This is a genomic window from Dyadobacter ginsengisoli DSM 21015, assembly GCF_059568735.1.
This window is the reverse complement of record NZ_JCANTY010000001.1, coordinates 1563562-1578348: the sequence shown is the minus strand read 5'-3', so window position 1 is coordinate 1578348 and position 14787 is coordinate 1563562. Positions and strand designations below refer to the sequence as shown.

Genomic DNA, 14787 nt, shown 5'->3' with positions numbered 1-14787 from the left:
CTAAAAGCGATATGGTCAATAACTACATGAGTCAGGTCTTCAAAGCATTGCCGTCGCCAAGTCTGGTGCTTCTGACCGACGTCCCCCGATTTACCATTGTTGAAGTAAACGATGCCTACCTGGACCTTGTACACAGCACGAGGGATGAACTGGTGGGAAAGGGTTTTTACGAAGCATTTCCGAACAACCCGTATAACCGGATGCCGCCATGGAACAATCTGCTCGAAAAACTCGTCGCCGACGGAATGCCTAACCAATCACCGGTTTCGAAGTACCTGTTGCCTTTGGAATGGGAGGCAGAGCGGGAGGAGAAATACCTCATTACCACGAATACGCCCGTTCGCAACGAAGCCAATGAAATCGAATATATCCTGCGGTCGGTGACGGATGTCACCGAAGTGACGCTGGCCAGGCAAACACACCAGCCTTACACCTCGGACAAGTTTCTGGGAGAAACGCTGCGGATTGCGCGGGTAGGTAGCTGGGAGGCTGATCTGATCAACGAAGTCATTAACTGGTCGGATATGGTGAAGGAGATACACGAAGTGCCGGCCGATTTTCAACCCGGATTTCTGACAGCAGCCGATTTTTATGTCCCCGGCCCGCACCGCGACGAGTTTATGGACGCTATCCAGCAAACGATCGTTTCCGGTAAACTTTTTGACCTTGAATTGCTGATTTTGACCGCGAAAGGAAATGAGAAATGGATACGCGTTACGGGCAAAGCAGAACTGAATGAGGGGATCTGTACGCGGATTTACGGTGCGATCCAGGACATTCATGGCCGGAAGATGGTGGAGCAGGAGCTTCTGAGGTCCCACCGCCAGTTTGAGTCGCTGATCCAGACCGTGGATGGCATTGTATGGGAAGCGGATGCCCAAACGTTTCAATTCAATTTTGTGAGCGATCAGGTCAGAAATATTCTGGGTTATACGCCGGAAGAGTTTCTCGGCGACCCATTTTTCTGGCAAAACCACATTCACCCCGAAGACCGCGACCAGGCAGTGCTTTTTTGCCATCGCGAAACCCACGAAATGCGGAATCACACATTCGACTACCGCATGTACAAAGCGGATGGAACATTGGTCTGGATCAAAGATGTGGTGTCGGTGATCCGGGAAAACGGTGCGACAGTCTTGCTGCGGGGGCTGATGGTGGACATTACCGAGGCCAAACGACTGGAAGACCTCGAGCACCTGGAGAAGGTAGTTCTGGAAATGAATTCAGGGAAAGATGTCCCGCTCCGCGATGTGCTGGAAACGTATCTGAAAGGAATCGAGCGGATCTTCCCGCATTCGAAATGCTCACTGTTGGGTATCAAGAACAGGCGCCTTAATACGCTGGCATCGCCTTCACTGCCGCACGAATATGTAAAATCGATAGAAAACCTTGAAATAGGCGAAAATGCCGGCTCCTGCGGAACGGCGGCTTACCTCGGAGAGCGGGTGATCGTGAGCGACATCGCTAACGATCCGAGGTGGAGCAAATATAAGCAGCTGGCTCTGCCGCATGCCCTGCTTGCCTGCTGGTCTCATCCAATTATCCTCGATGAAAAGGTAGTGGCGACGTTCGCGGTGTATTATGACCATATCACCGTGCCCGGTGAGGACGAACTGAAAGTGATAGACCGGGTAGTGTCGATCCTGAAAGTAATTCTTGAAAACAGGTTGAACTCGGAACTGATACAGGATTCGGCTTTGCTGATGACCCAGGGACAGGAACTCGCGCGTTTCGGGAACTGGCAATGGGATGTTGAAAATAATGTCCTGACATGGTCCGATAACCTGTATCATATTTACGGGCTTGACAAAAGGCATTTCTATCCGTCTTATGAAAGTTATCTGGAGCTGGTACACCCTTCCGACAGGCAGCGGATCAGGGAAGGCATATTGTTTGCCATGGAGACCCGGCGGGATATCGAGTTCGAGGAACGGATCATACATTCTTCAGGTGAGGAGCGGTTTCTAAAGACCTGGGGCAAAGTCAAAACCGACGAAAACGGCAAGGTCGTCCGCATGATCGGCGCTTGTCTGGATATCACAAACAGCAAGCGGATTCAGGCTGAGCTGGCTGCCAGCGAGGCCAGACTCAGAAGTCTGGTGGATGCGCAGACCAACTATGTGGTCAGAACGGATGTATCGGGAAGATTTACCTATTACAACAGCAAATTCGAAGCTGATTTCGGATGGTTTTACGGAGACCGGAATTTTATCGGGCTTAATTGCCTGCTGAGCGTGAAGCAGTACCACCGCAGGCGTGTGATCGAAACGGTAGCGCAATGTATCCGTAAACCCGGTGTAGTTTTTCCGGTGGAACTGGATCATGTGGACCCGCAGGAAGATCAAAGGGCAGCTTACTGGCATTTCATTGCGCTGGCTGCGGAGGAAGGGGCAAATGTGGAAATCCAATGCATAGGTGTCGATATTTCTGACCGGAAAAAGGCAATGGATGCTTTGGGCCGCAGCAATGAACGCTACGAGTATGTGAACATGGCTACCAACGACGCTATTTACGACTGCGATCTTATCCGTAATCATATCGACTGGGGTGACGGATTTTACAGGCTTTTTGGTGACGAACCCGGAAAAGATCCCTACCCCCGTGCTCAGTGGGCGGAGCGCATCCACCCGTCGGAGCGGGAGTGTGTAGAGGCTGGCCTGGCGGCGGCCCTGGCAGATGGCGACGGGCAAAAGTGGAGTACAGAATACCGCTTCCGGAAAGCCAATGGGCATTATGCGTATGTAGAGGAGATCGGCTATGTCCGGCGGAATCGTTTCGGTAAGGCCGTGCGGATGATCGGTGTACTGCGGGATGTTACGAAAACGCGCCAGGAAAGGCATGAGCTGAAACTTTTGGAATCGGTGATTACCAACACCAACGACGCCGTACTTATTGCGGAATCCGATCCGGCGGATGTGAGTGGTTTGAAAATACTCTATGTCAATGCCGCATTCTCCCGGATCACGGGTTATGCACCCGGAGAGGTGGTGGGTAAAAGCCCCGCAACTTTGCAGGGATTCAGCCCGGCCCGTAACGATTTTGACAAGTTGCAGGACGCTATCCGCAACCTGGAACCATTAAAAGCCGCTACAATACGCTATTCCAGGGATGATGAAGAGTTTTTTATCAACTTGTCACTCCTTCCGGTAGCCGATGCGCGGGGATTGCTGACCCACTGGATTGCGATTGGCCATGACGTGACCGACCGCCTGAGGTACATCGGAGAGATCGAGGAGCAGAACCACAAATTACAGGAGATCGCCTGGATGCAATCGCACGTGATACGTGCTCCGCTCGCAAGGCTGATGGGGTTGATCGACCTGATCCGGAACTATCAGAACTCGGAGGTGGAAAAGAGCGAGCTGCTGGACCATGTACTGACATCCGCTTATGCCCTGGATGAGATTATCCGTGATATCTCATCCAAGACGGAGCAGATTTAATCAAAACCAAACTTCAGGCCCAGCGAGAGGCTGGTGATGTCGCTCAATTTTAGGAAGCCCTTGTTCTGTACATAGCTGATGATCAGAAGATCATAGGTGCCCAGTTCATAGTAAAGTTCCCACGTTCTGTTGTGTTTGTTGATCACTACATTCTTCCCGATTTTCCCGCCGATGTATGCTCCGGGTCTGAAAGACGTAGCCCACCAATAATAGCCGGAAGGGTAATAGGAGGGCCATTTCGTATCAAACTGTGGCCCGAACGTATAGCTCAGGTACGCACCTATCGAAAAGGGGCGGAGGTAATGGTGATTTTTGAGTACGATCCGCCAAGGCGAATACGTCGTTTTGCCGGTTAATGTCACAAGCGCGTCGCCGCCGAACTTCTGAGGCAGGAACCCAAAAAGGAGATCAGTTTCAAGCGTTCTGTTGCGGGACACATAGCCGGGGCCCCCGGACAAAAAGCCAATATTGCCGGCGAATTGCAGTTTGATATGATCGGGCATATACCATTTCCGGTGCGCAGTGAGGCCAACTTCCTGCGCCATGGCAGGCAGGTAAGTTAACAGGATGATTAATAGCAGGTACTTTCTCACGGCCGTCAAAATTCAACGCGTTCAACATGATAACCTTCCTTCCAGGTCGTCACGACAAGGTAACCGCGTGCTCCCATGCTGGTAGTGAGATAGTAATACACATCATCGTCATAGAATTGACCTTCATAGAAGCGATGCTGATGCCCGTACAGCGTAAATCTCACATTGGGATCATTAGCCAGCGCCTCGGTATACTCCTTTTGAAGATTCGGGTCGAAATCGGCGTCGAACGGAGGCACGTGGGCGATTACGATGGCATTCTTACGGTTAGGATTGTCGGCCAGCTGCGATTTCAGCCAGGATATGTCCGGCACGGACCCGTCGAATGCATATTCCCTCGAATTGGTATCGATGAAAATGAATTTGTTGTTGCCGATTTCCGCAGCGTAGTTGAGCGGTCCGAACATTTTCTTATAGGCGGCGGAGCCATTGGCTACGACGTCGTGGTTGCCGATCACCGTCAGATAGGGGTATTTCAGCCGCGTCATAATTTCGTTCACCCATTTGAACTCCTGTGTGAGCCCGAAATCAGAAATGTCGCCGGCATGGAGTACAAATGCAATGTCTTTCTGGTTGTTGGCACTTCGGACAAAATCGGCAGATTCGTCATACCACCGTTGCGAATCCCCCATGAGAATAAAGCGGACGGTGTCGCGCAGGGGCAGGGCGCGTATCTTTTCCAGATTTTTGGCGGTGAGATTTTTCTCGTTGTCTTTGAAAATAACCTGGTTGGGGTTGAACTGGAAAAGATTGTCGCAGGCAGTGAGCAGGAATAGCAGACCAAGGATGGTCCAGCTGGTAAATTTTTTCAATTTTGTTGATGATTTAAGCAATAAGAGTAATCCGCTTTTAGGCGGCGCGTGTAATGTAAACCTTGAAAAAGATTGTTTGATTCCAGTACAGCGATTATATTTATGTCAACACCACGGCACAATTTTTGCATCCCGTGTTAAAGTGTATTTCATTTAAAACTAATACCATTATGAAAATCAAGGACATAGTAGGAGCGTTAGCATTCCTGCTGATCTCACTGTCAGTGTCAGCCCAGGTAGTATCCAAAGACTCTATCAACATGCTGAAAGACCAGAAGCAAGTTCTCGAATTGAGTAAGAGACTCAATGAGCGCAAGCTGGAATTAGCCAAACTTGAAAACCAGGTACAGGAAAAAACGGACGAGGTGGCAAAGACAGCCGAGCAGGCGCAAAAGTCGGCAGACGAAAATAAACAGTCGGCCGAAAAGCTCGGGAGCAACGCACAGGATAAAAAGCTGGCCCGCCGTGCGAGCAAAAGCGCCGGGTCTGCTCATCGGGACGCCAAAAGAGCAAGAAGGGCGTCCGACAATCTCGATAAACTGAAAAGGAACATTGAATCTTTAAAAGGCAAGATCAGCGATGATGAAGCGAAACTTGCATCTTTACAGGGCGGCAAGTAGGTTTATATCTATGAGGTAAAAATGCCGGTCGTTTTAAAACGACCGGCATTTTTGCTGAAACAGCGTCCGGAAAATTGATTTTAACCGCCGGTTACCTTACTTTTACCGCTGTGAGGCGTTTTTTGCAAAATATCATTTTATTCATAGTGGTTCTGGACACGACATCGTTATGCCAGGTCTATAAAGTGCCTTTGCTGATTAAGCACTTCGCAGAACACAAGTCACTCAACCATTCCATTACATTCTCGGACTTCCTGTCCATGCATTACCTGGGGAAGGATATCAATGACGACGACGACGAGAAGGACATGCAACTACCTTTCAAAAAGGTTGAAGCCCATACTTCCGGTTTCCTCTTTGCACCCCATCCGGTAGTCTTTACTTTCCCTCGTACCTACCTCCCCGTCAGGGCCGAATATGGTCCGGCCGTGCCGCAGGTAGAATATAGTGCCGTTTTCGGCTCTCTTTTCCGTCCGCCCAAGGCATAAGTACATCAGATTTTGTGACCGGGGAATTCCCGGATTAACCATGCGTGTGCTGCTGTACGTGCGCATGTATCTGTGTATTTATTTTTTGATCAAATGCTGAACAAAATCATCCGGTTCTCCGTGGAGAACAAGCTGGTGATCGGGATATTCACGTTGCTGTGGATTGCCTTCGGTTCCTATGAACTGACCCGGTTACCGATAGATGCCGTACCTGACATCACGAACAATCAGGTGCAGATTATCACGACCGCCCCCGCGCTGGGCACCGAAGATGTGGAAAGGCTCATTACTTTTCCGATAGAACAGGCTACGGCGAATATTCCCGGCCTCAAAGAAAGTCGCAGTATGTCCCGGTTCGGATTGTCGCTGGTCTCCATCGTTTTCGACGACGAATCAGACATTTACTGGGCCAGGCAGCAGGTGACCGAACGGCTGGCCCAGGTGGAAATGAATGAGAATGCAGGCAAACCGGAACTTGCTCCGGTCACCACGGGATTGGGCGAAATTTATCAATATGTGGTCCGGCCGGAGAAGGGATACGAAAGCCGCTATTCGCTTACCGACCTTCGGACAACCCAGGACTGGCTGATACGGAGGCAATTACTCGGTACCCCCGGTGTTGCGGATGTTTCCACTTTTGGCGGTGAACTGAAACAATATGAAGTTGCCGTAAATCCTGCCAATCTCAAAGCGATGGGGCTTACGATCACCGATCTCATGACCGCGTTGCGCCGCAATAACCAGAATACAGGGGGCGCCTATATTGAAAAAGGCCCGACGGTACTCTATATCCGTAGTGTGGGGCTGGCCGGATCAATCGAAGACATCAATCACATCGTTGTCGCAAACCGTAGCGGTGTACCGGTGCTGATAAGCCATGTAGCCGACGTCAGGCTTGCACCAGCGATCCGTTATGGTGCATTGACGATGGCCGGACACGGGGAAGTAGCGGGAGGCATTGTCATGATGCTCAAAGGAGGAAATTCTTCCGAAGTAATAGAGAATGTGAAGGCGAGGATTGAGAAAATCAGCAAGACGTTGCCGGAAGGACTGGTAATAGAGCCGTTTCTCGATCGCACGAAAATGGTGAACAATGCCATCGGAACGGTAACACACAACCTGCTCGAAGGGGCTGTCATCGTGGTGATCGTACTGGTGCTGTTCCTGGGCAATTTGCGGGCCGGTTTCATTGTAGCGTCGGTAATCCCGTTGTCGATGCTGTTTGCCATCGCGATGATGAACCTCTTCGGGGTAAGCGGCAATCTGATGAGTCTGGGCGCATTGGATTTCGGACTGATCGTCGATGGTGCGGTGATCATCGTTGAAGCCATCCTGCACCACTTACATACGTCAAAACAATATGCAGGAATAGAACGCATTTCGCAAAAGGAAATGGATTCCGAGGTTTCGGGTTCCGCGGGGCGGATGATGAATGCCGCCGTGTTCGGGCAAATTATCATTCTGATCGTTTATCTGCCGATCCTGAGCCTGTCGGGCATCGAGGGTAAAATGTTCAAGCCCATGGCGCAGACGGTCTCATTTGCTATTCTGGGTGCATTTATATTGTCCCTGACCTACGTGCCAATGATCAGTTCGCTGCTGATCAGCAAAAAGCTCAGCCACAAGGCAACCTGGTCGGACCGGGTGATGGAGCAGATCGAAAACGGGTACCAACGCTGGCTTGGACGGGCGTTGCGGTTCAAAAAAATGATGGTAGCGGGAGCATTCCTGCTGTTGGGCGTGGCCGTGATGATGTTTACCCGCATGGGGGGAGAATTCATTCCGCAACTGGAAGAGGGGGATTTTGCGACCGAAACCCGGTTGCTGGTGGGTACCAATCTCAGCACTACGATTGAAGCAATCAACCGCATTTCTGAGAAATTGAAAAATGACTATCCCGAGGTGATCAAAATCGTTTCGCGGATCGGGAGCGCAGAAATTCCCACAGATCCCATGCCGATCGAGGGAGGGGACATGGTAATTGTGTTAAAAGATAAATCCGAATGGACACACGCCAGGAGTTTCCCCGAGCTGGCTACAAAAATGGCAGCAACCGCCCAGGAGGTTGTTCCCGGGGTAACGACCGGTTTTCAGTATCCGGTACAAATGCGTTTCAACGAACTGATGACCGGGGCCAAACAGGATGTCGTGTGTAAAATCTTCGGGGAAGATCTCGGGAAGCTGACCGGTTATGCGGAGCAACTGGCGCAGATCGCCCGGCACGTGGACGGCACTGCCGACTGGTATGTCGAGGAGGTCACGGGTATGCCGCAGATCGTGATCGATTTCAATCGCGCCGAGATCGCGAAGTACGGTCTTGCCATTGAAGACCTGAACCGGACCATCAATGCAGCATTCGCGGGGGCCGCAGCCGGGCAGATTTATGAGGGGGAAAAGCATTTCGATCTTGTAGTGAGAGTAAGGGCGGAAGGGCGCAGAAACATGACCGATGTACAAAACCTGCTGGTCTCCACTCCCAATGGCGTCCAGATACCACTGAGCCAGGTGGCGACAATCCGCGAGGTGGAGGGGCCGAACCAGATACAGCGTGAGAATACGCGCCGACGCATTATTGTCGGATTTAATGTCCGCGGGCGGGATGTCGAGTCGATCGTGGAGGAGCTGCAAAAGAAGGTCGAAGCGAAAATCAGGTTTGAAAGCGGGTACACCGTGAGTTATGGAGGAGCTTTCGAAAACCTGCAACAGGCCAAAGCGCGGCTCGGTATCGCTGTTCCGGTGGCTTTATTGCTGATTTTCATGATGTTATATTTTACGTTTTCGTCCCTGAAAGACGGCGCACTGATTTATACCGCCATTCCGTTGTCGGCCATCGGGGGCGTCTTTGCATTGGCGATAAGGGGAATGCCATTCAGCATTTCAGCCGGCGTGGGTTTCATCGCACTGTTTGGTGTGGCAGTGCTCAACGGCATTGTGCTCATCACTGAATTTAACCGGATCCGGCGGGAAGGGATCATTACGGACGCGTGGGAGCTTGTGATGACGGGCACGCGAAACCGGCTAAGGCCCGTGCTGATGACCGCCGCCGTGGCCTCGCTCGGTTTTTTGCCGATGGCGATCAGTAATGGAGCCGGCGCCGAAGTACAGCGACCGCTGGCGACCGTGGTGATCGGCGGACTGGTCACGGCCACACTGCTCACGCTTTTTGTCCTGCCTGCATTGTATCTGTTGTTCCAAAGTAAAACAGAGTTCAAAGTAAGGTCAAAGAGTATCCCGATGGTTTTGTTGATGCTAATGGCTACTTCAATGGCCGTTGCGCAGCCACGCTATCAGCCGGTTGGTCTGAACGAAGCCATTCAAAAGGCGATGAAGTATAACCTGGAAATCAAAGGAAAGCGGCTGGGCGAAGAGGCGGCTGGAAGGCTCAGAGGCAGCTCGTTTGATATAGCCAAAACCAATGTGAATGCCGATTATGGCAAGTTCAACAGCCCCAACAATGATCTGCGGATCGGTATTACCCAGACGATTACATTTCCCACTGTGTATGGACATCAACGCAGGGCGCTGGAAGCTGATTTTATGGCCTCCGAGGCGCAGACGCGATGGACGGAACAGCAGGTGCGTACGGGTATCCGACAGATCTTTTACGAGTATGCGGTTTTGAAGGAAAGGGAGAAGCTCCTGGTGTATACCGACAGTATTTTTTCGGTTTTTGAAGCCAAATCCAATCTGCGTTTCGAGCGTGGTGCTTCCAATTTGCTGGAAAAGACAGCCGCCAATTCACAAAGGCAGCAGATCGCGAACCAACTCGACCTGGTACGACAGGATCTGGACATCGCAGTAGACCGCTTCAACTTTCAGGTGCAGGATGCGGTGGCTTACCTGCCGGACGTCACGGACCCGCGGATCAGCAACCCGACTGCAACTCAGGATACGGTCGGAGTGGCGGCGGACCTGCCCCAGGTGGAATGGAGCCGGCAGCTCAGACAGTCGGCCTATTTCAGGTACCGGACCGAAAAAGCCCGGATGCTGCCCGAATTTTCGGTAGGTTACAATAATCAAAGCCTTCGCGGGACACAGTTTCTGAATGGCAGGGAAGTGAATCTCACAGCTAAGGACCGGTTTGGTTACTATGGGATCGGGATCAACGTCCCCATCTTTTTCAAGGCTCACACGGTCCGCATCGCCGCCACCCGGCTGGAATGGATGCGGACCCGGACGGAGGCGGAACTGGCAGAACGACGGGCGTCTTCCGATCTCCGGAATGCCTATCGACAAGTGCGAAAGTATGAGCAGAACCTGCAGCACTACCTGGATCGCGGACTGGTGAATGCACAAACTATCATCAGTGTCGCCGATCAGCAATTTCAGAATGGAGAAATCGATTATCTGCAATGGGTGATCCTGGTTGGGCAATCTATTACCATCCGGAGCGAATATGTGAATGCGCTGAGCAGTTTCAATGAAGCTGTGATCCGATTACTCGAACTAAAAAATCAATAAGAAATAGCATGAAAGCAAATATCATCCTCATCATAGCGGTGCTATGGACATGTTTCTGCTGCGGTACCGATGCCGACAAACAGCAAGCCGAAAACCCCGTGGAAGCGGATTCAGCTGCAAAACTGGTTTCATTCAATACGGAGCAGATCCGGAATGTCGGGATCGAGGTGGGCAATCCGGTCCTGAAAGAGGTCTCAGGCGTACTCACCTTACAAGGGAAGATCGACGTGCCGCCGCAGAGTATTATCAGTCTCAGTTTTCCGCTGGGCGGCTATCTGAAAACCACCAGGATGCTTCCGGGAATGCGTGTGAAAAAAGGGCAGGTTCTGGCCGAACTGGAAGACATTCAGTTTATTCAGCTGCAACAGGACTACCTTACCGCACGGGAAAAGTTTACGCTTACACAAAGCGAATTTGTACGGCAGAAGGATCTTAACCAGAATAAAGCAAGCAGCGACAAGATTTTTCAGCAGGCCAAAGCGGAAATGGAAACACAGCGTATCCTGATGAATGCCTTGGCAAAAAAACTGGAAATAATCGGCATTTCGCCGGGGAAGCTGACCTCCGAAAATATTTCGCGGAGTGTGCCTATCGTTTCGCCGATCGACGGATTCGTGTCCAAGGTAAACGTGAATGTCGGAAAATACACGTCGCCAACGGATATGCTTTTTGAGCTGGTGGACCCCCGCGATATTCATCTGGCATTAAGCGTATTCGAAAAGGACCTCGGCACACTGGCCGTAGGGCAATCGGTGACAGCTTACACCAACGGCGATCCGGAAAAGAAGTTTCATGCGGAGATTATTCTCATCGGCAAAAGCCTTACCGACGACAGGACGGCGGAAGTACATTGCCATTTTACCCGGTTCAGTCCGTCGCTGGTACCGGGAATGTTCATGAACGGAGAGGTGGCAGTCCGGGTCTCGAGGGCTTTGACGGTCCCCGAAGATGCCGTGGTGCGCTGGCAGAACAAGTCATACGTATTTGCAGAACGCCAAAAGGGAAGATTTGAAATGGTGGAAGTAGAGCCGGGGCCCGCCTGGGACGGATTACAGCAGATTAACGGAAAAGATATCGGCGTCCATTCCAGGCTCGTGTTCCGGAATGCTTATACATTGCTGATGAAAATGAAAAACGCTGAAAAGGAGAGCTAGTAGCCGTTGAGTAAGATCCTCTTGCACTATTCGGGGTGTAGGTGTTATCTTTTCAATAGTAATACCACATAGGTAATGTACACGTTGAGTAAAGCTATTACACCTTCCGGGGATCCCCGGAAGGTGTTTTTTATTTGGAGGCGATCTGATCGGGGAACGGCACGGGTTTTCCGGTAGCTTTGAAATTCGGCCATTGTGCATCCCATGCTTTGAGTTGTTTGGTCAGCAGGAACGCGAGTTCTTTTACTTTGGCAGGATTGGCAGTCGCGAGGTCTTTCTGCTCACCAATGTCACTGCTGAGATTGTATAGTTCAAGTTTGGCATTGTGGTAATCGTAAATGAGCTTCCAGTCGCCTTGTCTCAATGCGCTGGCATAATGGATGTTCGGGCCATCGGCCGCGATCCAGCGGTTGGGGTGGTGCCATACCAGGATACGCTTGTTGTCTTTAAGTGCGGGGTTTTTCAGAATGGGCAGGAAACTCTTTCCGTCAGGCTTTTGGATAAGCTTCGCATTTTTGATGCACGCGATTTCGAGAATGGTCGGAAAAAAGTCTTCGATGATCACGTATTGCTCCGCGACGCTGCCTGGTTTTACGGTCCCCGGCCATCTTACGAGCATTGGCTCACGGATACCGCCTTCGTACACGGACCCTTTGCCGGCTTTTAAGGGAAGATTGTGCGTCCATGCCTGTCCGCCCCGTGCGGGTGTGAGGCTAAGGCCTCCGTTGTCAGACATGAAAAGTATTACGGTGTTATCAGCAATCTTTTTGTCATCGAGGTATTTCAGAACGTCTCCCAGGCTTTTATCCATCCCCTCGATCAGCGCGGCATACTTTGCTTCGGTACTGTCGAGGCCCGTGCGGAGATAGCTGTCGATGAAGCGCTTGTCGGCGGTAAGCGGGACGTGCACTGCATAATGCGCCAGGTACAGGAAGAACGGCTTTTGATCTGCAACGGGTTTCTCAATGGCCTTCAATGCTTCTATGGTAATGGCATCGCTCAGGAAAGTGCCGGTTCCATGATAGGCTTCCAGGCCAGGTACGGCATTGCGGTTGGGCTTACCTTGTACAGGGTGGTCGTAATGCTGCTCGCCCGCGTAGCTGGCTGGATGGCCAATGGAGCTGCCAGCAATGTTTACCTGAAATCCGATGTTCCGCGGATCGGCGCCAGGCGTGTCTGACGATCCGAAGTGCGCTTTTCCGCTGTGTACGGTGTAGTAGCCATTCTGTCGCAATACTTCGGGCAATGCGGTGGCGTGGAATGTGTGTGCCACTCCCTCCGAGGGGCTGAACCCGTTTATGTTCCAGTCGACGGCTTCCAGTGCGGGGTCGGGGTAGTCCGTATTTTTGTCTTTATCCGGGGAGGTCCAGTGTGTGACGCGTGTGCGGGCGGCATTCACACCCGTGATCAGGCTTACCCGTGTGGGCGTACATACGGGCATGGCGTAAGCGTTGGTGAATTTGACACCCTCTCGCGCCAGGCGCTCCATGTTGGGTGTGCGGTATCGGCGGTTGAAGTCGGTGGTTTTGTTCCAGAATGGTACGGATGTGTCCTGCCAGCCCATGTCGTCGACGAGGAAAACGATGATATTAGGCTTGGTTTTAGTACCGGGCTGTGCGGACGCGGAAAGGGCGGACGCTACGCTGATGAAAATGGAGGAGTATAGTAATCTTCCAAAGTGCCGGATGTTCATTATTTATTGTGGGCTTAGGTTGAATAGTTCGTTTGGGCAAGATCGGGATTTGGATTGACAAGCCAATGGATGTAATGCTAAGTTAGGTAATGATGTTGGGCCTAAAAAAACTACTGCCCCCCATTTTGCAAATCAAGGAAAATAACTTTATTTTGTCTATTAATTAAGTAGACTATTGTTTTCTTGCATTGAACCACCCGATTGCTGGAATGAGTTTTATAACATACATCACTCCGACTAATTAGGAACCAACAATGAGACTTGAAAAGACATTTCATCTGAGCGCAGACAGGGAGGCGAGGATCATCGTCAAAGGACAATTGATCAAAGGCCGCAAGGAAATTATAATCGATTATGAATTTTTGATCCGGGAAAGGCTGGATACTGACTTCCGCCCGCCGATCGGAAGCAACCACCCGCAATACTGGAAGTTGAAAAATGCTTCTTCCCAAAAATCGCAGCTGCTGCAACTCGCATACAGCGGAATATCCCGTAAGCAGTTGAAGGACGCCACAAAGGAATTCAAACGGAACATCGGTAACGACTTCCTGTTCCGGTATCAGAACGAGATCGAGGAACGTACCAAGTACCTCAAAGGCATACGGGTCAGCGCATTGAGCCGGAGAATGTTGTCGGTAGCCTAGCATTGCGGTAACGTAAAAGGCGCATGAATACAAAAATCCGCGCTACCAAACGGCAGCGCGGATTCGTAGTCCAATCACCATATTATTTTACAGGATGTTCAATGACGCTCAGGCCGAAACCGGGTACGCCTGTGGGAAGTCCACGAGTAAATATCGTGTAGATTTTGCCTGCTTCAAGCTGAACCGAGCCGCTGCCTGCTTTAACCTGGTCTTTCACCTGGATCAAATCTAGCTGGTATGTTCCGGCATCGACCGCTTCAAACGGCCCCAGCGACCAGGCGCTGAATGTCTCGCCGCTCAGTGCGGAGTTGGCCGCCCGGCCGTAATCTACATTGCTGAAAAGCGGTTTCCCGTCGCGTACCACATGCAATGCGCCGACACCTGGTGAAAGGTTGATGAAACGCAGTTTCGCCTTTCCCGGCGCGGGCGCTTTCAAATCGTCGTAGAAGAGGATCAGCGAGTCGGTTTTGTTGCTGGCGGTTCTGGCGGCGACCACGGTGTGGTAAAAGGTCGCAATGGGACCATTGGGCCTGCCAGTGGCGCTGAATGTCGCAGAATTACCGAACTGGTACGAAGCTTTGTAACTCGTATGGGTGCCCTCTGTGAAGTTGATCTGTACATTACCAAAAACGGTGGGCACATAATCGGACGCTTTGTTGCTTTGAACAGGCGAAGGGGTAACCTTGTCGGTGAAAGTCCAGAAGTAAAGGTCTGCGTTGACAGGCCTTGCATTCACAAAGCTGATAAATGCGCTCAATGGTGGCCTGTCTGCCGGGTCGATGTCCAGGTAACCGGTGTCTTTGCAGGAATAGAACGTCAGGGCTAACGCGGCGCCGGTCAGAGACTTGAATATTGTGCTTGTTATGGGTCTTTTCATCA

At 51.3% G+C, this 14787-nt stretch carries 10 protein-coding genes; 6 read left to right on the top strand and 4 right to left on the bottom strand.

Annotation, left to right across the window (positions count from 1 at the left end; translation table 11 throughout):
* Positions 1-11 precede the first annotated feature (11 nt).
* Entirely contained in the window at positions 12-3443 is a 3432-nt protein-coding gene (locus BP71_RS06005) for a PAS domain-containing protein (protein ID WP_496377621.1), read from the top strand.
* On the opposite strand, the gene BP71_RS06000 is transcribed toward BP71_RS06005, so the two are convergent.
* Together BP71_RS06000 and BP71_RS05995 are read right to left on the bottom strand one after the other, a co-directional pair.
* On the bottom strand, positions 3440-4036 hold the full coding sequence (locus BP71_RS06000; RefSeq protein ID WP_496377619.1) for a hypothetical protein: 597 nt from the start codon (positions 4034-4036) through the stop codon (positions 3440-3442). The genes BP71_RS06005 and BP71_RS06000 overlap by 4 nt on opposite strands.
* Before the next feature lie 5 nt (positions 4037-4041).
* Positions 4042-4848 carry a metallophosphoesterase family protein gene (locus BP71_RS05995; protein ID WP_496377617.1) on the bottom strand — a complete coding sequence of 269 codons (807 nt, stop codon included), beginning with the start codon at positions 4846-4848 and terminating at the stop codon, positions 4042-4044.
* A 170-nt stretch (positions 4849-5018) separates the two neighbouring features.
* Between BP71_RS05995 and BP71_RS05990 the strand changes: the two genes are divergently transcribed.
* The 4 genes from BP71_RS05990 to BP71_RS05975 all read left to right on the top strand — a co-directional run bounded on the left by BP71_RS05990 (position 5019) and on the right by BP71_RS05975 (position 11571).
* The gene (locus BP71_RS05990; protein ID WP_496377615.1) at positions 5019-5468 is read left to right on the top strand and encodes a hypothetical protein; all 450 of its coding nucleotides are present in this window, start codon (positions 5019-5021) and stop codon (positions 5466-5468) included.
* Between the two features lie 122 nt (positions 5469-5590).
* Positions 5591-5956: a hypothetical protein gene (locus tag BP71_RS05985; protein WP_496377613.1), complete on the top strand. Its 366-nt coding sequence runs from the start codon at positions 5591-5593 to the stop codon at positions 5954-5956.
* A gap of 93 nt (positions 5957-6049) precedes the next feature.
* On the top strand, positions 6050-10417 hold the full coding sequence (locus tag BP71_RS05980; protein WP_496377611.1) for a CusA/CzcA family heavy metal efflux RND transporter: 4368 nt from the start codon (positions 6050-6052) through the stop codon (positions 10415-10417).
* Positions 10418-10425: 8 nt separating this feature from the next.
* Complete coding sequence (locus BP71_RS05975) at positions 10426-11571, top strand: efflux RND transporter periplasmic adaptor subunit (protein WP_496377609.1); 1146 nt, start codon at positions 10426-10428, stop codon at positions 11569-11571.
* Positions 11572-11701: 130 nt separating this feature from the next.
* Here BP71_RS05975 and BP71_RS05970 read toward each other — a convergent pair whose 3' ends face one another.
* Positions 11702-13264, bottom strand: a complete 1563-nt coding sequence (locus BP71_RS05970; protein ID WP_496377607.1) for a sulfatase — start codon at positions 13262-13264, stop codon at positions 11702-11704.
* A gap of 254 nt (positions 13265-13518) precedes the next feature.
* Here BP71_RS05970 and BP71_RS05965 point away from each other — a divergent pair, with 254 nt between their 5' ends.
* On the top strand, positions 13519-13908 hold the full coding sequence (locus BP71_RS05965; RefSeq protein ID WP_496377605.1) for a hypothetical protein: 390 nt from the start codon (positions 13519-13521) through the stop codon (positions 13906-13908).
* Between the two features lie 82 nt (positions 13909-13990).
* On the opposite strand, the gene BP71_RS05960 is transcribed toward BP71_RS05965, so the two are convergent.
* Positions 13991-14785, bottom strand: coding sequence for a DUF4397 domain-containing protein (locus tag BP71_RS05960; protein WP_496377603.1), 795 nt, complete (start codon positions 14783-14785; stop codon positions 13991-13993).
* Positions 14786-14787: the final 2 nt, after the last annotated feature.